Origin of the sequence: Streptomyces sp. NPDC058045 (genome assembly GCF_042885635.1) — a bacterium.
In the GTDB taxonomy this organism is placed as follows: Bacteria; Actinomycetota; Actinomycetes; order Streptomycetales; family Streptomycetaceae; genus Streptomyces.
Genome location: NZ_JBHVRR010000027.1, coordinates 1 through 22,497 on the forward strand (window position 1 = coordinate 1; position 22,497 = coordinate 22,497).

Annotated in this window: 13 protein-coding genes; 8 read left to right on the forward strand and 5 right to left on the reverse strand. The window is 70.6% G+C overall.

Annotation, left to right across the window (positions count from 1 at the left end; all coding sequences use genetic code 11):
• The coding region (locus tag ACFVST_RS17770) for an SDR family NAD(P)-dependent oxidoreductase (protein ID WP_390152285.1) at positions 1–6,916 on the reverse strand (6,916 nt) is incomplete at its 3' end.
• Between the two features lie 590 nt (positions 6,917–7,506).
• Between ACFVST_RS17770 and ACFVST_RS17775 the strand changes: the two genes are divergently transcribed.
• The gene (locus tag ACFVST_RS17775; protein ID WP_390152288.1) at positions 7,507–8,733 is read left to right on the forward strand and encodes a cytochrome P450; all 1,227 of its coding nucleotides are present in this window, start codon (positions 7,507–7,509) and stop codon (positions 8,731–8,733) included.
• A 77-nt stretch (positions 8,734–8,810) separates the two neighbouring features.
• Here ACFVST_RS17775 and ACFVST_RS17780 read toward each other — a convergent pair whose 3' ends face one another.
• Both ACFVST_RS17780 and zapE read right to left on the reverse strand, forming a co-directional pair.
• The gene (locus tag ACFVST_RS17780; RefSeq protein ID WP_390152291.1) at positions 8,811–14,426 is read right to left on the reverse strand and encodes an SDR family NAD(P)-dependent oxidoreductase; all 5,616 of its coding nucleotides are present in this window, start codon (positions 14,424–14,426) and stop codon (positions 8,811–8,813) included.
• A 74-nt stretch (positions 14,427–14,500) separates the two neighbouring features.
• Positions 14,501–15,568 (reverse strand): cell division protein ZapE, encoded by a 1,068-nt coding sequence (gene zapE / locus ACFVST_RS17785; RefSeq protein WP_390152293.1) that lies wholly within the window; start codon positions 15,566–15,568, stop codon positions 14,501–14,503.
• A 178-nt stretch (positions 15,569–15,746) separates the two neighbouring features.
• Here zapE and ACFVST_RS17790 point away from each other — a divergent pair, with 178 nt between their 5' ends.
• The 4 genes from ACFVST_RS17790 to ACFVST_RS17805 all read left to right on the forward strand — a co-directional run bounded on the left by ACFVST_RS17790 (position 15,747) and on the right by ACFVST_RS17805 (position 18,997).
• A complete protein-coding gene (locus ACFVST_RS17790; RefSeq protein ID WP_390152296.1) occupies positions 15,747–16,382 on the forward strand; it encodes a GNAT family N-acetyltransferase in 636 nt (211 codons plus the stop codon).
• Positions 16,354–17,259 carry an amidohydrolase family protein gene (locus ACFVST_RS17795; protein WP_390152488.1) on the forward strand — a complete coding sequence of 302 codons (906 nt, stop codon included), beginning with the start codon at positions 16,354–16,356 and terminating at the stop codon, positions 17,257–17,259. The genes ACFVST_RS17790 and ACFVST_RS17795 overlap by 29 nt, the downstream gene beginning before the upstream one ends.
• A gap of 251 nt (positions 17,260–17,510) precedes the next feature.
• Positions 17,511–18,197 (forward strand): peptidoglycan-binding protein, encoded by a 687-nt coding sequence (locus ACFVST_RS17800; protein ID WP_390152299.1) that lies wholly within the window; start codon positions 17,511–17,513, stop codon positions 18,195–18,197.
• Between the two features lie 71 nt (positions 18,198–18,268).
• Positions 18,269–18,997, forward strand: coding sequence for a C39 family peptidase (locus tag ACFVST_RS17805; RefSeq protein ID WP_390152301.1), 729 nt, complete (start codon positions 18,269–18,271; stop codon positions 18,995–18,997).
• A gap of 155 nt (positions 18,998–19,152) precedes the next feature.
• Here the strand turns inward: ACFVST_RS17805 and ACFVST_RS17810 are convergent, their stop codons facing one another.
• Positions 19,153–19,716, reverse strand: a complete 564-nt coding sequence (locus ACFVST_RS17810) for a pyridoxamine 5'-phosphate oxidase family protein (RefSeq protein WP_390152303.1) — start codon at positions 19,714–19,716, stop codon at positions 19,153–19,155.
• 136 nt (positions 19,717–19,852) lie between these two features.
• Between ACFVST_RS17810 and ACFVST_RS17815 the strand changes: the two genes are divergently transcribed.
• A complete protein-coding gene (locus ACFVST_RS17815) occupies positions 19,853–20,425 on the forward strand; it encodes a dihydrofolate reductase family protein (RefSeq protein ID WP_390152306.1) in 573 nt (190 codons plus the stop codon).
• A 305-nt stretch (positions 20,426–20,730) separates the two neighbouring features.
• Here the strand turns inward: ACFVST_RS17815 and ACFVST_RS17820 are convergent, their stop codons facing one another.
• Positions 20,731–21,156: an ATP-binding protein gene (locus tag ACFVST_RS17820; RefSeq protein ID WP_390152308.1), complete on the reverse strand. Its 426-nt coding sequence runs from the start codon at positions 21,154–21,156 to the stop codon at positions 20,731–20,733.
• A gap of 207 nt (positions 21,157–21,363) precedes the next feature.
• Here ACFVST_RS17820 and ACFVST_RS17825 point away from each other — a divergent pair, with 207 nt between their 5' ends.
• Positions 21,364–22,233: a helix-turn-helix domain-containing protein gene (locus tag ACFVST_RS17825; protein ID WP_390152311.1), complete on the forward strand. Its 870-nt coding sequence runs from the start codon at positions 21,364–21,366 to the stop codon at positions 22,231–22,233.
• On the forward strand, positions 22,230–22,445 hold the full coding sequence (locus ACFVST_RS17830; RefSeq protein WP_390152313.1) for a DUF397 domain-containing protein: 216 nt from the start codon (positions 22,230–22,232) through the stop codon (positions 22,443–22,445). The genes ACFVST_RS17825 and ACFVST_RS17830 overlap by 4 nt, the downstream gene beginning before the upstream one ends.
• The last annotated feature ends 52 nt before the right edge of the window (positions 22,446–22,497 follow it).

The window sequence follows — 22,497 nt, forward strand, 5'->3', positions numbered from 1 at the left end:
CCCACAAATCCTCAGCACACCCCACCCCACCAGGAAAACGACAAGCCACCCCCACAACCACCACCGGATCACAATCCACACCCGAAACCGAACCCAATTCCGGAACACCAACCCCCACATCACCCAACAACTCCGCACCCAGAAAATCCGCCAACACCTTGGGACTCGGCCGATCAAAAGCCAACGAAGACGGCAACACCAAACCCGTCTCCGCCACCAGACGATTACGCAACTCCACCGCGGCCAGCGAATCAAAACCCAACGCACGGAACGACTTGCCCGGGTCGATCCTTTCCGGGGAGTCGTGCATCAGCAGTTCGGCGACGTGCCGTCGGACCAACTCCACCAGCAGCGCCCGCTGTTCATCCGCCGACCGCCCGACCAGGGAGGCCGCGAATCCACCCGCAGCCGCCTCCGGTTCGCCGGGGCTGACCACCGACTCCGGCCGCCCGACGAGCTCCCGCAGCGCTCCCCGGCAAGCCGCCGCACCGTGCGCCTTCCCGTACGTCTCCCAGTCAACGTCCGCGGCCAGTACGGCAGTTCGGTCCTCCCGCAGCACGGTGTCCAGCATGTCCAGGGCAGCAGGCACCCGCATGGGACGGAAGCCGGTACGGCGCATCCGCTCGCGTACCGTCGCCGCCTCCGCCGCCATGCCCTCGCCCTCCCAGGCACCCCAGGCCACGGCCGTCGCGGGGAGTCCTTCCTGGCGGCGGCGCACGGCCAGCGCGTCCAACGCGGCATTGGCCATCGCGTAGTTGGCCTGTCCGGCCGCGCCGACGACACCCGCCGCGGAGGAGAACAGTACGAACGTGTCGAGCGGGTGTGCGCGGGTCAGCCGGTCCAGGTGCAGTGCGCCGCGCGTCTTCGCGGCAAGCACATGTTCAAGGCGCTCCGGTGTCAGGGCGGTCAGAACCCCGTCGTCCAGTACGCCCGCCGTGTGCACCACACTGGTGAGGGGAAGGCCGGCGGGGATGCCGTCCAGCAGTTGGGCGAGCGCGTTCTCGTCCGCCACATCGCAGGCGGCGATCGTCACCCGCGCGCCCAACTCCTCCAGTTCGGCCTGGAGTTGGGCGGCGCCAGGGGCGGCGGGGCCACGTCGGCCGGTGAGCAGGAGGTGGGCGGTGCCGGCTGCCGCGAGGTGCCGGGCGACCTGCGCTCCGAGTGCGCCGGTACCCCCGGTGACCAGTACGGTGCCCGCGGAGGCCCTCCGTTCGACGGTCGCCGTATCCCGTGGCACGGCGGTCGCGGGGCGGAGGCGGCGGGCGAGGACCTCGTCTGCGCGTACCGCGGTCTCGTCCTCCGCCGACCCGCCCATGAGCAGTGCGACGAAGGCCCTGGTCACAGCCTCGGGTGGGGCGCTGCCCGCGTCGGCGGCGGACGGTTCGGGGAGGTCCATGAGCCCGCCCCAGGTGCAGGGCGCCTCCAGTGCGGCGACCCGGCCCAGGCCCCAGATCTGCGCCCCGTCGACACGGACGGGGGTGACGTCCCGCGCGCCCACACATACGGCGCCCCGGGTGACGAGGTGAAGCGGCGCCTGCGTACCGAGGTCGGCCAGCGCCTGAATGAGTAACAGGCTGTGCAGCGGGGCGTGTTCACCATGCAGCAGGGATACGATCCCGGTGGCCTGCGATGGGATGAGGGCATCACCGAGCAGACGGACGACATCCGCACGGTCGGGGGCGGCGGGAAGCGCGACCCGCACCACCTCGGTGCCCGCCTCCGCCAGCGCCGCAAGACATCCCTCGGTGAGCCCGTCCTCGGTGTCCGTCACCGCGAGCCACCTACCGGGACCATCGTCCTGTGCCCCCGCGCCGGAGACCGCCGGCAGCCGAAGAGGCTCCCAGGCGACTTCGTACAGCGCCCCCTCCTCCGACCCCGCACGCTCGGAAATCGCCCGCATGGCAGCGGACGGCCAGTACCGCCGCTCCTGGAAGGGGTAGGTGGGCAGCGCGACCCGCTCCCGCCTCCCACCACCACCCGAACTCCCGTACACCGCCTGCCAGTCGGGCACCAGCCCCGAGCAGAACAGCTCCCCCAGCGCTCCGTACGCCGACTCGACCACACCACGGCCGGGACGTTGCAGGGCGACGAAGGAACGGGAACCGGAGTCCTCCAGGCACTCTTGCGCCAGGGCGGTGAGGACGGCATCCGGACCCAACTCCAGGTAACGGGTGACTCCTTGGGCCTGCAAGGTCCGTATGCCGTCGTGGAACAGGACGCTCTGGCGGGCGTGACGCATCCAGTAGTCGGGAGTGGTCACCTCCCGGCCGACCACCCCACCCGTCACATTCGACACCAAGGGGATCTGGGGCTCACGCAACTCCAGCCCGGCCACCACCTCGCCGAAACGCTCCAACATCGGCTCCATCAACCGGGAGTGGAACCCGTAACCGACCGGGAGACGACGCGCACGACCACCGCTGCCCCGGACCAACTCCACCGCCTCGTCCACCGCATCCGCGGCCCCCGACACCACACACGACCGGGGACCATTCACCGCCCCCACCTCAAGACGACCACCGAACCGAGCACACAACTCCTGGGTCTCCGGCAACGGCAAAGCCACCGCAGCCATCCCGCCCCCGGAGGCCAACTCCCCCATCAACCGGCCCCGTTCACCCACCAACCGAGCCGCATCACCCAGGTCGAGAACCCCCGCCACATACGCCGCCGCAACCTCACCCACCGAATGCCCCAACACCACATCCGGCCGAACCCCCCACGACCCCACCAACCCAGCCAACCCCACCTCCAACGCAAACAACCCCGCCTGCGCCCACCCCGTAGACCCCGGCACACCCTCATCACCCAACACCCCCCACACCTCATCAACCACCCCCGCAAACACCGGAAACGCCCCATACAACTCCCGCCCCATCCCCGCCCGTTCCCCACCCTGGCCGGAGAAGAGGAAAGCGGTGGGTTCGCCCTGGGCGGCCGTGCCGCTGCCCCGGCTCACGCCCGGAGTCGAGGTGCCGTCGGCCAGGGCGGCGAGGGCGTTCAGCAGGGTTGCCCGGTCGTCGGCGGGGAGCGCGGCGCGGTGTTCCAGTACGGCGCGGGTGGTGGCGAGTGCGAACCCGGCGTCCGGCAGGGGCAGTTCGGGACGCGCGGTGAGGTGGGCATGTATCGAGGCCGCCTGGGCGCGCAAGGCCGGCTCGCTCCGGGCCGAGAGGACCAGCGGCGGGGTGCCGCAACGGTCAGGAGCGCCCTGCCCATCGGGCCTCAGCGCAGAGTCGGGGGCCGGGGCCTGCTCCAGGATGACGTGGGCGTTGGTGCCGCTGATGCCGAAGGAGGAGACGGCGGCGCGGCGCGGCCGGCCGGTGTCCGGCCAGGGGCGCTCCTCGGTCAGTAGCCGCACCCCGCCCGCCGACCAGTCGACATGCGGCGTCGGCTCCTCCACATGCAGCGTTCGCGGCAGCACCCCCCGCCGCATCGCCATCAGCATCTTGATCACACCGGCCATACCCGCCGCAGCCTGCGTATGCCCCAGATTCGACTTCACCGACCCCAACCACAAAGGCTCCCCAGCCCCACGTTCCACCCCATATGTCGCCAACAATGCCTGCGCCTCAATCGGGTCACCCAACACCGTCCCCGTCCCATGCCCCTCCACCACATCCACCTCACCACCCACCACACCAGAACTCGCCAACGCCTCACGAATCACCCGCTGCTGCGCAGGACCATTCGGCGCCGACAAACCATTCGACGCACCATCCTGATTCACCGCCGAACCCCGCACCACACCCAACACCTCATGCCCACAACCCCGCGCAACCGACAACCGCTCCACCAACAACAACCCCACCCCCTCCGACCACCCCGTACCATCCGCCCCCGCACCAAAAGCACGACACCGACCATCCACCGAAAGCCCACCCTGACGAGCAAAATCCACAAACGAACCAGGCGTAGACATCACCGTCACCCCACCCACCACCGCCACACCACACTCACCACGCCGCAACGACTCAACCGCCAAATGCAACGCCACCAACGACGACGAACACGCCGTATCCACCGTCAACGCCGGACCCTCAAAACCATAGAAATACGACAGCCGGCCGGACAGGACGCTTCCTGCGGTGCCGGTGCTCAAGTACCCCTCAAGGTCGGGCTCTTGGGTGAGGCGCTGCGCATAGTCGTGGTACATCTGACCGGCGAAGACGCCGGTACGGCTGCCGCGTAGTGACTCCGGATCGATACCCGCGTTCTCGAACAACTCCCACGAAGTCCGCAACAGAAGACGCTGCTGCGGATCCATCGACAACGCCTCACGCGGCGAAATACCAAAAAACTCCGCATCAAAATCCCCCACCCCCTCCAAAAACCCACCCCCCACCGCATACGTCGTCCCCCGCACCCCCGCATCCACACCGAACAACCCCTCCACATCCCACCCACGATCCCCCGGAAACGCCCCCACCACATCCCCACCCGAAACCACCAACTCCCACAAATCCTCAGCACACCCCACCCCACCAGGAAAACGACAAGCCACCCCCACAACCACCACCGGATCACAATCCACACCCGAAACCGAACCCGATTCCGGAACACCAACCCCCACATCACCCAACAACTCCGCACCCAGAAAATCCGCCAACACCTTGGGACTCGGCCTATCGAAAGCCAACGAAGACGGCAACACCAAACCCGTCTCCGCCACCAGACGATTACGCAACTCCACCGCGGCCAGCGAATCAAAACCCAACGCACGGAAGGGTGTTCGCGGGTCGGCGCCGGCCGGTAGCGGGGTGCCGAGGACGGCGGAGAGGGCGCGGGCGACCAGTGCGCGGAGTCGGGTGCGTTGTGCGGGGCCGGTCAGGGTGCGGAGTTCGGCGGTGAGCCGTTCGGCGCGGGCGGGGTCGGGGGTGACGGTGGTGGTGAGGGCGGAGGCGGGGCGGTCGGCTGCGAGGACCCGTAGTTCGGCTGCGCCTTCGATGAGGGCGGCGTCGAGGGCGTCGCGGAGTCCGGCCGGGGTGACGTCCGGTTCCGGGCTCAGGGTGTACAACGCCCGTCCAGCGGCGGCCAGTTCGCGGGTGAAGGCGCGGGTGGTGGCGCCGGGCGGGGCGATGAGTACCGGTACATGGTGGGGGTGGTGGGCTGCGGCGGTGCGCCAGGCCTCGGGGCCGGTGTCCTCGCGGAGTACCTCGGGGCTGTTGTGCCAGGTGGTGAGGTGGTCGGCCAACTCCCCTACGGGGTCGGAGGCTTGGGCGTCTGCGTCGGACTGCGGGTGGGACAGCAGGAGTACGGGTTGTCCGGTGAGGGTGCTGGTGTCGTCGGCGGGGAGGGTGGCGGGCAGGGCGGGGTGGGCCGGGCCGGTGCCGAGGAGGCGGGGGTGGTGGGTCGCGGTGCAGGCGAGCAGGCGGGAGGGTTGTTCGGCGACCAGGCGCCGGATGGTCTTGCCGGAGGCGGTGCGCGGGATGCCGGCGGTCAGGCGGAGTTCGGTGGGCACCTTGAAGTAGGCGAGGCGTTCCCGCAGTTGGGTCACCAGGTGGGCGACGGGCAACTGTTGTCCCGGTGCCGGGACGAGGTAGGCGACGGGGACTTCGCCGAGGCGGGTGTGCGGGCGGGCGACGACGGCGGCGTCCGCGACTTCGGGGGCGGTGCGGAGGACGTCCTCGATCTCGGCGGGGTGCATGTTCTCGCCGCCGCGGATGATGAGTTCCTTGAGGCGGCCGGTGATGCGCAGATAGCCGTCCTGGTCGAGGGCGCCGGTGTCGCCGGTGCGGTACCAGCCGTCGTGGAAGGCGCGGGCGGTCTGCTCGGGGTCGCGGTGGTAGCCGGTCATCAGGCTGGGACCGGCGACCCAGATCTCCCCCTCGGCGCCGGTCGCGCGTTCCCGCCGGGTGTCGGGGTCGACGACGCGGACGGTGATCCCGGGGACCGGTTTGCCGCAAGAGCCGTGTCTGCGGGCCTCGTTGAGGGTGTTGCAGGTGATGACGCCGGTCGTCTCGGAGCTGCCGTAGCTGTCGATGAGGGGGATGCCGAAGGCGGACTGGAAGCGTTCGGCGAGTGCGGCGCTGGTGAGGGCGCCCGCCACCAGGAAGGCCCGCAGGCCGGCCAGTGCGGTGGCGCTGTCGTCGGCGGCGTCGACCAGGCGGTGACAGATCGCGGGGACGGCGGCCATCAGGGTGTACTGGCCGGCGCGCAGTTCGGCGAGGACCTCGTCGGCGGCGAAGTCGGCGAGGATACGGGCGCTCGCTCCGGCGGTGACGACACCGAGGACGCACAGGTTGAAGGCGAAGCTGTGGTGCAGCGGCAGTGGCCAGAGCAGTCGGTCGCCGGGCCGGATGTCGAGGAGTGCGGTGTAGCCGTGGGCGGCGGACCAGAGTCCGGCGTGCTGGGTGGAGAGCACGCCCTTGGGTGTGCCGGTGGTGCCGGAGGTGTACAGCATCCAGGCGAGGTCGTCGGGGCGCATACCGTCCCGGGCGGGTGTGGCGGGCTCGGTGTCGCGCAGGTGCCGGTGGTCGTGTGTGCGGGGGTGCTGCCCGGTGGGGTTGCCGGCGTCGGACACCACCACCAGGTGCAGGCGGTCCGCGGCCTCGTCCAGGGCGCGGAACAGCGGGGCGTGTTCCTCGTCGGTGATGGCGAGCACGGCTTCGGAGTCGGTGAGGGCGTGCGCGATCTCGGGCCGCGAGGAATGCGGGTTGAGGGGGATTCCGATGAGTTCGGCGCGGGTGAGGGCGAGGGCGCTCTCCACCATTTCCACCCGGTTTCCGAGGCAGACGATCGCCTTGCTGCCGGGCTTGATTCCCCAGTCCGCGAAATGGCCGGCGAGTCGGCCGGTCGTGTTCTCCAGCTCACCGTAGGTGATGGTGCGTGCGATGTCGGAATAGGCGATCGCCGCGGGACGCTCCTGGGCGTGCTTCCGCAGCAACTCCGTGACCGTACGGACGGGATCAGTACCCACCCGCGCCCCTTCCGCTCAAGTCAGTCCCAGGCGTGGCAGAGCTGCCCCTGTGCCGGGGAGGGATTTGTATCGGATACCGCACCGGATGGCCGTTTTGAGTGCTTCTCAAGTGCCGTGTTCCGGAGGCGGCGGGTCTGCCGCGGGCTCACACTAAAGGGCGGGCGGTCAGAGATCAATGAGTACCGCACCGGTCTGGCAACGGGGCTGAAATACCCTTCCTTACCTGGGAGTTGACGGGATTCAGCGCAGAACGGCCCGCTCGGTGCCATTCCGGTAGAAGACGGAAAACGGGTTGCCGTCCGGAGATACAGAACGGTTCTGCACGGTCACTCTCCGGCGACCCGGCGCCGCCTTGCACTGACAGCCGGACCGGCCCGGATGTACCCTCACGCGCAGCGGGGCCGGAACTTGCACACCGGGCGCGCCCGGCCAACTCCGGGCGTTTCACCGGGACTTCATCGGGATTTCACCGGGATCTCACCGGGATCCGGCCGACTCCCGGAATACGTACGGCACTCGGATACACCCCGGGTTCTCGCCCCCGCTCCGGCACCGACCGAAGTCTTCGCCTTTCCCAGCAAGGAGTTCCTGTGAGCCTGCCCCTCATGGACGAGGAGTTCTTGACGAATCCCTACCCTGCCTACGAGCCGCTGCAGGAACAGGGGCCGGTGCACCGGATGGTGCTGCCGAGTGGCCTGAAGGTGTGGGCGGTTGTCAGTTATGAGGAGTCACGAGAAGCCCTCGCCCATCCCCTGTTGTCCAAGGACATCGAAACCTCCGTGCAACTCGGCTACTTCGACCGCGAGATGTCCGAGGGCGGCACACCGCGCCTGGAGGACAGCTCGGTCGGCCAGCACATGCTCAATATGGATCCGCCGGACCACACCCGGCTGCGGAAACTGGTCACCAAGGCGCTGACGGCCCGCGGGGTACGGAGGTTGGAGCCGGCGATCGAGGAGATCAGCGGCACCCTGCTCGACGCGATGGAGCAGCGGGCGGCCGAGTCCCCCGACGGCAGCGTCGACCTGGTGGCCGAGTACACGTCGAAGTTCCCCGTCCAGGTGCTGGGGAAGCTGCTCGGGATCACCGATGAGCACTTCCCGGTGCTGGTGTCGCTGACCACCGCGATCATGTCGGACGACGACGAGAACGCCGGGGCCAATATGGCCGCCTTCGGCAAGCACCTCGCCGGGATGATCCAGGTCAAGCGGGCCGCTCCGGGCGACGACCTGGTCAGTGCGCTCATCCAGGCGCGGGACGAGGACGCGAAACTGTCCGATGTGGAGCTGATCTCCACCGTCTTCCTGATGGTCGTCGCGGGCTATGAGACCACGGTCAACATGATCGGGCACGGGGTGCGCGCCCTGCTGAACCACCCGGAGCAGTTGGCCGCCCTGCGCGCCGATCCGAGTCTGATCCCGGGCGCCAACGAGGAGTTCCTGCGCTACGAGGGCCCCGGCAACCGGGCCACCCTGCGGTTCGCGACGGAGCCCTTCGAGCTGGGCGGGGTGACGATCGGCGCCGGCGAGTATGTGTCGGTGCTGCTCGGCGCGGCCAACCGGGACGGCGGGCAGTTCGCCTGCCCGTACCAGCTCGATGTGCGGCGGTCCACCACCGGCCATCTGGGTTTCGGGCACGGGGTGCACTACTGCGTGGGGGCGCCGCTGGCTCGGCTGGAGATGGAGATCGCGCTGCGCCAGTTGCTGACGCGCTTCCCGGATCTCGCGCTCGCCGTGCCGGACTCCGAGCTGACCTGGCGCAAAAGCTTCATGATGCAGGGCCTCGTACGGCTCCCGGTCCGGCTGCACAAGCCCTGACCCGCACACGGCCTGACCCGCGCACGGCGCGACCGCCGGGGCCTTGTACAAGGGAGTCCCCGGCGGTCCGGTGCCGGTCAGGACTTGCCGAACTCCTGCTGGATGAAGGCGAATATCTCGTCGGCGGAGGCGGAGCCGAGCTGCTCGGCCGCCGTGCCCCCACCCTCGGACCCACCGTCGCCCTCGGCCCGCGCCCCGGTACTGTCCGCCCCGGCACCGTCCGGCGCGACCAGCTCCGCGAGCGCGGTCAGCCGCTGGTGCAGCCTGGCCCGCACACCGTCCCCGGTCATCGGCCCCTCCGCCCCTTCCGTGCGGGAGCCCCGTTCGACGAGGGAGCGCAACGCCCGTTCCATACCGTCGAGTTCACCGGCGAGCGGGAGCGGTGCCTCGGTGGGCTCCGTGCCGAGGACGGTGTCGAGGTGGGCGGCGAGGGCGGCGGGGGTGGGCTGGTCGAAGACGAGGGTCGTGGGCAGGGTGAGCCCGGTGGCCGTACCGAGTTCGTTGCGCAGCCGGACCGCGGTCAGCGAGTCCATGCCGAGGGCGGAGAAGCCCTGGTGCTCCTCGACGGCGGCGGCGCCGGACAGGCCGAGGACACCGGCCGTGTGACCGCGTACCAGGTCCAGGATGATGCGGCGGCGTTCCTCCGCGGCGACTCCGGCCAGCCGCTGGGTGAGCGGGGCGCCGCCCGGCGTGGCGGCGGTCTCGCGCGGGGCCGCGGGCAGCAGTGAGCGGAGGAGCGGCGGCACCCCCGACGGCAGCCGCCGCAGTTCACCGGTGTCCAGCCGGAACGGCACCAGTACGGCTTCCTGGTGGCCGAGTGCGGCGTCGAAGAGGGCCAGGCCCTCCTCGGTGGACAGGGCCCGTACACCGTTGCGTTCGACGCGGGCGAGGCCCGCGCTGTCGAGGTGGCCGGTCATTCCGCTGGCCTCCGCCCACAGGCCCCAGGCCAGGGACACGGCGGGCAGTCCCGCCGCTCTGCGCTCCCGGGCGAGTGCGTCGAGGACGGCGTTGGCGGCGGAGTAGTTGCCCTGGCCGGGCGCGCCGAAGAGGGACGCGGCGGAGGAGAACAGGACGAAGGCGGTGAGGCCGGAGTCCCGGGTGAGTTCATGGAGGTGCCGGGCGGCGTCGGCCTTGGCCCGGAGCACGGTGTCGAAGTGCCGCGGGGTGAGTGACTGCACCACCCCGTCGTCGAGGACCCCGGCGGCGTGCACCACCGCGGTCAGCGGATGCTCCCGCGGCACGGTGCCGAGCAGTGCGGCGAGGGCCTGGCGGTCACCGGTGTCGCAGGCGGCGACGGTGACCTCCGCGCCCAACTCTTGCAGCTCGGCCGCGAGTTGGGTGGCTTGGCCGGTGCGGCTGACGAGGAGCAGCCGGCGTGTCCCGTGCTCTGTCACCAGCCGGCGGGCGACCGCGCTGCCGAGGGTGCCGGTGCCGCCGGTGATGAGGACGGTGCCGTCCGGGTCGAGGGCCGGGGGCGTGGCGGGCACCGCCCGCACGAGCCGGGGGACGTACAACTCCCCTGCGCGGACGGCGATTTCGGGTTCGCCGGTGGCGAGTGCCGCGGCCAGCGCCTCGCCCTGATCAGGAGTGTCCAGGTCCACCAGGACGAAGCGGCCCGGGTTCTCCGACTCGGCCGAGCGGAGCAGTCCGCGTACGGCGGCGAGTGCGGGGTCTGCGGCGGGTTCGGCCGTGCCCGGGAAGGCCAGCAGCATCCGGGTCCCGGTGAGACGTTCCTCGGCGAGGAAGCGCTGGATCAGGTCGAGTACCTGGGCGAGTCGGGGGCGCGGTTCGGGGCCGGGTTCCACCCAGGTCACCAGCACGTCCGGGGCGGGTTCCTGGTCGAGGGCGGCGGCGAGTTTCCCGAACGAGGGGAAGCGGTGGGTGCCTTCGGGGGCCGGTTCCGTGCCGCCGAGGGCAGCCCAGCGCAGGGTACCGCCGGCCCCGGCGTCCGGGATGCGTTCCCAGCGCGGCCGGAACAGCGAGTCGGTACGGGGCGCGGCGAGTGCGCCCTTGGGCAGGGGGCGCAGGGTGAGGGAGTCGACGGAGGCGACGGGCAGCCCGGACTGGTCCGCGACTTCGAGCGAGACGGTGTCCTCGCCCGCCGGGGCCAGCCGCACCCTGAGCAACTGGGCACCGCTGCTGTGCAGTTGGACGCCGTGCCAGGCGAACGGCAGTCGGCCCGCGTCGATTCCGGCGCCCCCGGGGCCGAGCGCGCCCAGCGGGATGGCGTGCAGGGCGGCGTCGAGAAGGGCGGGGTGCAGGGCGAACCGGGCTGCCTCGGACCGGAGTTGGCCGGGCGGCGCGATCTCGGCGAGGATCTCCTCGCCGTGCCGCCAGGCGGCCCGCAGACCACGGAAGGACGGGCCGTAACCGAAGCCGGCCGCGGCGAAGTCCTCGTAGTGGCCGTCGAGTTGGAGTGGTTCGGCGCCGGTGGGCGGCCAGGTTCCCGAGGGCGGCGGGGCCGGTGCTGTCTCGGGTGTCAGGGTGCCGGTGGCGTGCCGGGTCCAGGAGTCGGCGTCCTCGGTGCGGGCGTGCACCCGCAGGTCGCGGTGGCCCTCCTCGTCCGGGGCGCCGACGGTGACCCGGATCCGCACTCCGCCCCGCTCGGGCAGCAACAGCGGTGCTGCCAGGAGGAGTTCACTCACCCGCGGGCAGCCCAGGTGCCGTCCCGCGTGCAGGGCGAGTTCGAGGAAGGCGGTGCCCGGCAGCAGTACGTCGTCACCCAGCCGGTGCTCGGTGAGCCAGGGGTGGGTGCCGCGGGCCAGCCGGGTGGTGAAGAGGTGGCCGTCCGCGCCGGGGAGTTCCACCACGGCGCCCAGCAGCGGGTGCCCGGCGGGGTCGAGGCCCAGCGTGTCCGCGCCGCCGCCGCTCGGCCGCGGCCCGGGCCAGCAGTGCTCCCGCTGGAAGGGGTAGGTGGGCAGGGCGAACGGGGCGGTGGGGCCGGAGGGCAGTACGGCGGCCCAGCGCGGCGCGAGCCCGTGTACGCAGGCCTCGGCGAAGGAGGTGAGCATCCGCTGCCGCCCGCCCTCGTCCCGCCGCAGGGTGGCGCCGAGGAAGCTGTGCCGGCCGCCGGTGTCCAGGGTCTGGCCGAGGGAGACATGCAGTACGGGCTGCGGGCTGACCTCCAGGAAGTGCGCATACCCGGCGTCGGCGAGGGCGCGGGCCGCCGGCTCGAAGAGCACCGTCTGCCGCATGTTGCGGTACCAGTAGTCGCCGTCGAGCAGGGTGGTGTCCAGCAGGCCGCCGGTGACCGTGGAGTAGAAGGGCACCGCGGACGGCAGCGGCCGTATCTCCGCGAACGCGGTACGCATCCGCTCCCGCACCGCGTCGACGCGCACCGAGTGCCCGGGGGTGTCCACGCCGGGGATGCGGCGGGCCCAGATGCCTTCGGCCTCCAGTGCGGTGAGGAGTTCGCCGAGTGCGTCGCGGTCCCCGGAGACGGTGGCGGAGCGCGGGCCGTTGACCGCGGCCACCGACAGCCGGTCCGCCCAGGGCGCGAGGTGTCCTGCGGCGTCCTCGGCGGAGAGCGCGACCGAGGCCATCCCGCTGGTGCCGGAGATGTCCAGCAGGGCCTGGCTGCGGAGGGCCACGATCCGGGCCGCGTCGGGCAGGGTGAGGGCGCCCGCGACGACGGCGGCCGCCACCTCGCCCTGGCTGTGCCCGACGACGGCGGCCGGCTCGATCCCCGCGGCACGCCACAACTCGGCCAGCCCCAGCATCACCGCGAACAGCACCGGCTGGAGGACGTCCACCCGGGACAGCGGCGGTGTCCCCTCAGCCTCCCGCAGGACCTCGGTGAGCGACCAGTCGGTGTACGGGGCGAGGGCCTGGGCGCACTCCTCGACGCGGCGGGCGAACACCGGTGAGGCGTCGAGGAGTTCACGGGCCATCCCGGTCCACTGGGAGCCCTGGCCGGGGAAGACGAGGACGGGCCGGGGCGCGTCGGGCAGTGCCGTACCGGCGACGGTGGCCGGGCCGGGGTCTCCGGCGGCGAGGCGGGCGAGTTCGGCGAGCAGGGTGTCCCGGTCGGCGGCGAGGACGACGGCGCGGTGCTCGAACAGGGCGCGGGAGGCGAGCAGCGAGGCCGCGAGGTTCGTGAGGACCGCGTCGGGGGCGGCGGTCAGGCGTTCACCCAGCCGGCGGGCGAGGTCCCGCAGCGCCTCGGGGGAACGCGCGGACACCACGAAGGGCAGCGGCGGCGCGTGCCTGGACTCGCCCCCGGACCCGACCCCGGATTCGGCCCCGGTTTCGGTGAACAGCCTTTCTGGCGAGGCGAGTTGGGCGCCCTGCTCCGCCAGGGTGTCGTCCGGTGCGGGTGCCTCTTCCAGCAGGGCGTGGGCGTTGGTGCCGCTGATGCCGAAGGAGGAGACGGCGGCGCGGCGGGGGCGGCCGGTCTCGGGCCAGGGCCTGGCCCGGGACAGCAGCCGCACCGGTCCCGAGGACCAGTCGACGTGCGAGGTGGGTTCCTCGCTGTGGAGGGACCTGGGCAGGATGCCGTGCCGCAGGGCCATCACCATCTTGATCACCCCGCCGACGCCCGCGGCGGCCTGGCTGTGCCCGATGTTGGACTTCAGCGAACCGAGCCACAGTTGGTGGTCCGCGGCCCGCTCCCGCCCGTAGGTCTCCAGCAGCGAATGCGCCTCGATGGGGTCGCCGAGCGCGGTGCCGGTGCCGTGCGCCTCCACCGCGTCGATCTCCTCCGGCCGCAGCCGGGCGCGTTCCAGGGCCTGCCGGATGACACGCTGCTGCGAGGGCCCGTTGGGTGCGGTGAGCCCGTTGCTCGCCCCGTCCTGGTTGACGGCGCTGCCGCGGACCACGGCGAGCACGGGGTGGCCGTTGCGGCGGGCGTCGGAGAGGCGTTCCAGCAGCAACATGCCGACGCCCTCGCCCCAGCCGGTGCCGTCCGCCGCCGCCGAGAACGCCTTGCAGCGGCCGTCGGGCGCCAGTGACCGCTGGCGGCTGAACTCCACGAACGAGGCGGGCGTGGACATCACCGTGGCGCCGCCCGCGAGCGCCAGGGAGCACTCGCCGCCGCGGAGCGCCTCCATCGCCAGATGCAGGGTGACCAGGGACGACGAGCAGGCCGTGTCCACGGTCAGCGCCGGGCCCTCAAAGCCGAAGGTGTAGGCGATCCGCCCGGAGGCGATGCTTCCGGCACTGCCGTTGATGACATACCCGGCGAGTTCCTCCCGCCCCGCCAGCAGTTCCGCGTAGTCGTGGTACATCACCGAGGCGAAGACCCCGGTACGGCTGCCGCGCAGGGTGGTCGCGTCGATCCCGGCCCGTTCGACGGCCTCCCAGGCGGTCTCCATCAGCAGCCGCTGCTGGGGGTCCATGGCCAGCGCCTCATGCCGGTTGATGCCGAAGAAGGCCGCGTCGAACGCGGTGACCCCGTCGAGGAAGCCGCCGTCGCGGACGTAGGAGGTGCCGGGGTGCGCGGGGTCGGGGTCGTAGAGGCCCTCGGTGTCCCAGCCGCGGTCGGTGGGGAACGGCGCGATGGCGTCGGTGCCGTCCGCGACCAACCGCCACAGGTCCTCCGGCGAGGTCACCCCGCCGGGGTAGCGGCAGCTCATACCGGTGATCGCGATGGGTTCGCGGGCCTGGTCCTCCACGTCCTTGAGCCGTTGCCGGACGTGTTGGAGTTCGGCGGTCGCGCGCTTCAGGTAGTCACGGAGTTTCTCCTCAGCCGCCATCGGCTCGTCTCCTTCGAAGCGACTCGGTGCCCACGCGGGGGCGGGTGGGGGGAAGTGGGGCGCGGGTTCGGCGCTCAGGCCCCGGTCGGGGCGGTGGCGGTGTCCGGCGCGGTGAGGTCCGGGAGCAGGGTGAGGCGGCTCGCGGTCCGGTTGATGTCCAGGGGCAGCGCCTCACCGCGCAGGCAGTCCGCGAGGGGTGCGGTACCGATCAGGTGGAAGCGGATGTCGCGGTCGTACAGCACATCCACGAGGTTGGCGAAACGCTGTGCGGCGTCACGGTACTTGGCGCCCAGTGCGGGCAGTCCGGAGAGGACCAGGTGGTGGAACCGGTCGGTGAGAGCGAGGTAGTCGAGCGTGGAGGTGGTGGTGTCGCACAGCTCGTGGAAGTCCCACCAGACCAGGTCGTCCCGGACGGCGAGCGGGCTCAGCTCGCGGTCCCGGACGGTGAGCGGGCCGCGTTCCGCGGGCTCGGGTGGCCGCAGGCCGGCCGTCGCGTACTGCTCGGGGGTGCCGGGCCACAGATAGCCGCCGCGTTCGAACTCGGTGCGCGGTTCGGCGGGGCGGTTCGCCGCCCGGTAGTCCTGCGGGCCGGACACCTCGATCACGTCGAGGGCGTCTTCGAGGAGGGCGATGGCCGGCTCGAACATGGGGTGGTGGATCGGGTTCGGCAGCAGCCCGGCGGGCGCGTAGTTGGAGGTGACGAGCAGGGTGATCCTCCGCTCGAAGAGCGACCGGAGCACCCGGGCGATCAGCATCGCGTCGCCCGGATCATGCACATGGAACTCGTCGAAGTACAAGAAGCGGCAGTCGCCCAGGAGTTCGGCCACCGCGTGGTCACAGGCGGCCCGGTCGCCGCGGTGGCGGGCGTACGCGGTGTGGAACTCCCGGAAGAACTCGTGGAAGTGCACCCGGTGCTTGTGCCGCACGTCCACGGACTCGTAGAAGACGTTCGCCAGCCAGCTCTTGCCTCGGCCTACGGGACCCCAGAGGTACACACCCCGCGGCGGTTCACCGCGGCCCCCGAGGAGGCGGCGCCTGCGGGTGAGGGCCGCGCCCAGTTCCATCAGCCGCCGGGACGCCGCGAGTTGGGAACTGTCGAGGGTGAACCCCGCCTGTCGGGCGGCGAGTTCGAACGTCTCCATCAGCGGTCGTTTCCCCGTTCACGGTCGGCATCGATGCTCGGCAGACACCATCGAAGGCGGGCGGACGTGATCGTGCCAGATGCCCCCACCCGAAGCCAATGCCCCGCGCCCCCACCTGTGCTTCCATACCCCGGTGGGCACCCGCACATCAATCACCACAGCCCGCCCGCCCCGCGGTGTGCGGGCACGGACGGGCGGCGATCTCGACGGGTGTGTACGGATACTGGCCGAGGTGCACACCGCCGACGGATATCCCCTGAACTGGCCCGCCGCGCCCGGTACTTGGCTGACGCCGCCCGCCCATACCGCCTCCTGGGTGGCAGAGCTGGACGGCCGCGTCGCCGGTCACGCCGCCCTCTGCCACGCCACCCCGGACGACGCGGCGCCCACGGCATGGAGCGCCCACACCGGAAGCCCCACCACCGCGACCGCCGTCCTCAGCCGCCTGTTCGTCGCCCCCTGGGCCCGCGGCCACGGCCTCGGCGCACTGCTCCTCACCCGGGCCACCGCGGCGGCCCGGGACCGCGCCCTGCACCCGGTACTCGACGTCCTGACCTCCGACACCGCCGCCGCCCACCTCTACGCACGCCTCGGCTGGCACCACCTGGCCACCGTCACCCAGCACTGGAGCCCGGCCCAGCAGGTCACCGTCGACTGCTGGGCGGCGCCGGGCCACCGGGCCATCGGTTACCGTCCACCGAGTGCCGGTCGTCCGCAGGGCCGCGGCGCCGAGGCCGGGGAGAGGGGAGACGGGGATGAGTTCCCACCACGGGGACACGGCGGACATGCCGGAGATGGCCGAGGAGGCCGGTGAGGCCGGTGAGGCCGGTGAGGTCCGTCGTTTCTGGGGTGGGCTCGGGCTGCCGGGGCTGGTCGATGTGCACACCCACTTCATGCCGGAGCGTGTGCTGCACAAGGTGTGGAACTACTTCGACACCTCCGGTCCCCTGCTCAACGGGCTGGAGTGGCCGATCACCTACCGCCGGGAAGAAGCCGAACGCACCGCGCTGCTCAGGGAGTTCGGGGTGCGGGCCTTCACCTCCATGCTCTATCCGCACAAACCGGGTATGGCAAGGTGGCTGAACGGCTGGTCCGCCGGCTTCGCCCACCGCACCCCCGACTGCCTGCACACCGCCACCCTCTACCCCGAGCCCGACACCGGCGCCTATGTCCGCGAGGCCCTGGAAGCCGGTGCCCGCGTCTTCAAGGCCCATGTGCAGGTCGGCGCGTACGACCCGACCGATGAGCAACTCCGGCCCGCCTGGGGGCTGTTGGCGGAGGCCGGTGCCCCGGTCGTGATGCACTGCGGCTCCGGACCCGCCCCCGGCCAGCACACCGGCCCCGAGCCCGTCGCCCGACTGCTCGCCCGCCACCCCCGGCTGCGCCTCGTCGTCGCCCATATGGGGATGCCGGAGTACGAGGACTTCCTCGGCCTCGCCGAACGGTACGAGGGGGTGCGGCTGGACACCACGATGGCGTTCACCGACTTCACCGAGGGCTTCATGCCGTTCCCGCGCGCGGCCCTGCCCAGACTCGCCGACCTCGGCGACCGCGTCCTCCTCGGCACCGACTTCCCCAACATCCCCTACCCCTACCTGCACCAACTCCGCGCCCTGGAACGGCTGGACCTCGGACCGGAGTGGCTGCGGGCGGTGTGCCACGACAACGCGGCGGAACTGTTCGGACTCTGACCTGACGAGACCCCAACGGCCTTGCAGCGCCGCCCCGTTGGGGCGTCCGGTGAGCGGAGGATGTAAGCCTGGGCTTTCAGGCATTGCGGCTGTCATGCTCATGCGCGGACCCTGTTCGGGTTGCCGTAGTCAGACATCCCCCCACCACGTCGCGTCCCGGCAGCACGCCCCTCGCGGCCCCCGCACACCGGCCAGGTGTGTACGCCGGCGGACGGGCGGGGACGTGGCAACGATCCCTGAAGGAGCCGGCGTTGCGTACCCACCTCACCCGCCCCGCCATACTGGCCGCCTCACTCGTCGCCGCGGGCGCACTGCTCGCGGTGCCCGGCACGGCCACCGCGGCCGTCCCCGCGTCCGACGCCCCCTCGTCCACCGCGACGGCGAGCGGCCACGGTCTGAAGAACTTCCAGCAGCGGCACGGCCTGGCCGCCACCGGCGTCGTCGACGGCGCCACCGCGAAGGCCCTCGGCAAGGCCTCCGACGCCGAACTGCACCAGACCTTCCGCACCGCCGCCGACCTCGGCCCCGAGGAGCTGGCGAACGCGCGCACCGTCATCGGTGTCGGCAAGGGCGCGGGCATCCCGGAACAGGGCCAGGTCATCGCGCTGATGACGGCCATGCAGGAGTCGAAGTTCGTCAACTACCTGTCGCCCGTCGACCACGACTCGCTCGGCATCTTCCAGCAGCGCCCCAGCACCGGCTGGGGCACCCCGGAGCAGATCACCGACGTGCCGACCTCCTCGAAGTCCTTCTACGGGGTGGCCGACTTCGGCAGCAACCCCGGCCTGATCCAGATCGCCGGCTGGGAGACCATGCCGCCCGGTGACGTCTGCCAGGCGGTCCAGGTCTCGGCGTTCCCCGACGCCTACGCCCAGTGGGAGGGCTTCGCCCGCGACCTGCTCGCCCAGGAGAGCCCGACGGTCCCGCCGATCCCGTAACCCACCCGTTCGCCACCCACCTCAACCCGCCTCAACCCGCCTCAACTCCGTTTCCCCCCACAGGAGTTCACATGCGTAAGAGACTTGTCTCCACGGCGGTCGCGATGGCCGCCGCCGGAGTGCTGATGGCCCCCGCGCTGGCCCAGGCCGACGCCCGGCCGGCCACGCCCGCCTCCGCGCTCTCCCACGTCGACGTGCTGGCAAACGGTACCGGCGCCGGTACCGCCGTCGTCAGCGGGCACAACAAGCCGGGCACCCGGTTCCACGTCGAGGGCGCGCACACCCGGTCCGCGCACACCCTCAACGTCGACTACCAGGTCCAGGAGACCGGCTACTGGTGCGGCCCCGCCGCCACCCGTATCGCCCTCTCCGCCCGCATCGGGGCGCCCAGCCAGGGCAACCTCGCCGGGCAGCTCGGCACCACCGAGAACGGCACCGACCACATCGGCCTGGTCACCAACGTCCTCAACAACAACCTCGGCACCGGCTGGTACGAGACCAAGCAGATGCCGAACGACCCGCCCAGCCAGGCCCAACGCGACCTGCTCTGGCGGGACATCGTCCTCGACATCAACAACAACTACCCGATCGTCGCCAACATCGTCGCCCCGCCCAACAACCACCCGCCGGGCTACCCCAACGACCAGACGATCTTCCACTACTTCACGGTCATCGGCTACGACGACGCCAACCAGAACGTCCTCATCGCCGACCCCGCCTCCTTCGGCGGCAACCAGATCTACTGGATCTCCTTCAACCTCCTCGCCACCCTCATCCCCCCGAAGGGGTACTCCGCCTGACCGGAGCCGCCTCGGCTGACCGGCACCGTTCCGGCGGCCGTCCGTACAACGGCCGTCACACCGTGGCCCCCGGCACGTCCCGCCCACCGCCCCTTTCCCCAGGGCACCCGGACGGGACACCGCCGGGGGCCGCGGTGCGCCACCGCACCCCCGCCTCAGAACGTCCAACGGGTGTGCGTATAGCGGCCGTTGTCCCGCCCGAAGCCGTAAGCGGTGGCCGGGGTGACGGCGAACAGCGCCACCTGCCCCGCGCGCATCCCGTCCCCGATACCGTGAAAGGTGCCCTCGGACGAGGTGATGTGCGCCCCGTACTTCGCCTCGTACGCCGCGATCGCCGCCTCCCTCAGCGCCGGGTCCTCGACCCGCGCCGCCGTACCCTCGATCACCAGGTCGAGCCCCTCGGCGAGGGAGTTCCGCCCGGTGGTGAGGGCGCAGTGGGCGTCACCGGCGAGGTTCCTCGCCTTCTGCTCGCCGGGGCCGGTGGAGAAGAACAGGTGCCCGTCGTGCCAGGCCGCGATCACAGGCGTGACATGCAACCGCCCATCGGAACGCACCGTCGACAGCCAGAAGATCTCCGCCCGCGCCAACTCCCCCTCCGCCACGGCCCATTCGGTGGCGGTGGCGTTCTCGGCACCGGGCCGGGGATTGAGCGCGGAGCTGTAGCGGGCGTCCAGCTCGGTGGTCGCGGGGGTGCCGACAGCGGGTTCTGGGGTGGGCATGGGGCACGTCCTTCCTGGCGGGGCCGGGACCGATGAGTTTCGCCGTCCTCCGCGGTCGTAGTGGTGGAATCAGCATTCACCACCCGTGCGCGGACCCCCCGCGCCCGACACGGCCCACCCAGGAACGAGGACCCCGATGCGCACTCTCATCAGCACCGCCTTCATCTCACTCGACGGTGTGGTCGAAGCCCCCGGCGGCGAGTCCGGCTACCGCAACGCGGGCTGGACGTTCAAGGACATCGAGTTCCTCCCCGAGGCCTTCGAGCTGAAGGGCCAGGAGCAGGAAGAGGCCACCGCGATGCTGTTCGGCCGCGTCAGCTACCAGGCGTTCAGCCCCGTCTGGCCGGACATGGAGGACTTCACCCGATACCGCGACCTCCCCAAATACGTGGTGTCCCGCTCCCTCACCGAGAGCGACCTCGTCACCAACTGGGGCGAGACGACGATCCTGCGCTCCCTGGCCGAGGTGGCCGCGCTCAAGGAGACCGACGGCGGCCCCATCATCACGCACGGCAGCGCCACCCTGAACCGCGCCCTCTCCGACGCCGGCCTCATCGACCGCTACCACCTGTTGGTCTTCCCCCTACTCCTCGGCGCCGGCAAGCGCCTCTTCAGCACCACCGACAAGGACACCCAGAAGCTCCGCCTCCTCGACCACAAGGCCTACGCCAACGGCCTCCAGAAGAACATCTTCGAGGTCCTCCACTGACACCTCCCTCTCCTCCCCTCCTCTCCTCGGCCTTCCTCTTCCCTTCCCGTCCCTTCATCCCGCCCCTCAGTCCCTACGGTCCCTGCGGTCCGTCGCCGCACCGGCCGGCCGTACGACGAAGTAGTTGGTGACGACCGCCCGGTAACTGGCGTGACGCGTAAGGCCGCTGTGTTTCAGGCACCACATCTGGACCCTGTCCTTGTCCTCCGTCTCCGGTGAACGTTCACCGCAGGACATGCACCACGCGTGCGCCAAACCCTGTTCGGCGTCGGGATCTGTTCTCAGCGTCTGGTCCACGAACCGCATTACTGATCGCATGTTCCGGATCCCCCTTCGCCAGCGATTCGGATTTCAGCCCATACGGTCTTGCCGATCACCTGTTCCGTGACTCCCCACGCCGAGGACAGAATCTCCACCATCTCAAGCCCGCGCCCGGATACGGCCAAGTCCCGCTCACCACAACGCTTTCGGGGCATCCCGTCACCCACGTCCCGCACTTCCACCCGTACGCGGTCGGAGTCCATGTCGAGCATGAGCGCGACCTGGCGATCGCGTGCCGTCCTGCCGTGGACGATGGCGTTGGCCACCAGCTCCGAGACGATCTGAACGAGATCGTCCGAGGTCCCGTCGAGCGCCGCCCCCTCGGCGAACCTGCGCGCGAACTCCCGCGCCCTGCCGACACTCGCCTTGCTCCGCGGATACCGAGCGCTTAACCGATGGGCGTTGGTCATACGACCCCCTGTCACGGGTGATACGTGATGTGACGGTTCGTCACCTTCCATACGCCGCCGACGAGTCGACCCGCCCAACCGACGCCTGACCACCATGCACCTTGGGACCACCGAAGTGTCAAGTCCCCACTTCGAGTGTCACTACCAGGAGTTGCCGTGACGGTGGGTAGCGGGCAGACTTACCAGGTACAGAGCGGAGGTAGCGGAGTGCCGATCACCCACAACCCGACGATTCGGCAACGCCGGTTGGCGCGCACATTGAAGGAGCTGCGCATCGCGGCGGGGTTGAAGCATTCGGATGCCGCGGAAGTTCTCGGTTGCGCGGAGTCCAAGATGACCCGCATCGAGAACGCCCAGTCAGGAATCCGCCTCCTCGACCTGAGAGCCCTCTTCGACGCCTACGGCATCACGGACAAGGCCCAGCGAGCGGAACTCGAAAAGCTGGCCCGAGCCGCCAAACAAAAGGGCTGGTGGGCCGAGTACGGCAACTCCATCGATCCGACCTACACGGCATACATCGCCATCGAGTCCGACGCGGCCGAGATCTACGACGTCGAGACCAGCCTGATCCCCGGCCTGTTGCAGACGCCCGCCTACACCGAGGCAGTCATCAGGATTCAGGCCCCGGACTCCTCGCAGGAGCAAGTCGACACCCAGATCAAGGTCCGCGAGGAACGCAGGAAGATCCTCACTCGCGACGAGGACCCGGTCCATCTGTGGGTCATCCTCTCCGAGGCCATACTGCGTCACCGCGTCGGCACCCCGGACGTCATGCGTGAACAGCTCGAATCGCTCCTCGCCTCCAGCAAAGAGACCAACGTCGAGCTGCAAGTCCTCCCGGTCGAAAGCCCGTTGAACGCGGCACTCTTCGGCCCGTTCGTCATCATGAGCTTTCCGTCGACATCAGAGTCGGACGTCGCCTACGCGGAGTCGACCACCGGCACCGTGTACTACGAGGAAAAATCCGACACCGACGTGTATCGAACGCTGTTCCGGCGTTTGAATGTCGCGGCTTGCGACGTGTCTAAGTCAAGAACCTTGATCCGCAAGGCCATAGAAGAAACGGTAACCAAGTGACGAACAAGCACCCGAACCCCACGAAGAACCTCGCCTGGGTCAAGTCCTCCTACTCAGGCAACAACGGCAACTGCGTCGAGGTTGCGATTCTTCCCGGCGGCGGTCGGGCGGTTCGTGACTCCAAGGACCCGAGCGGCCCCAATCTCTCCTTCACCGCACGTGAATGGCGGGCGTTCATCGACGGGACTCAGGCGGAAGAGTTCAACGCCTGACCCCGACCGATGTGCGGGTGAGCGCGTACCGAGGGCGGATTCCTCGGTGCGC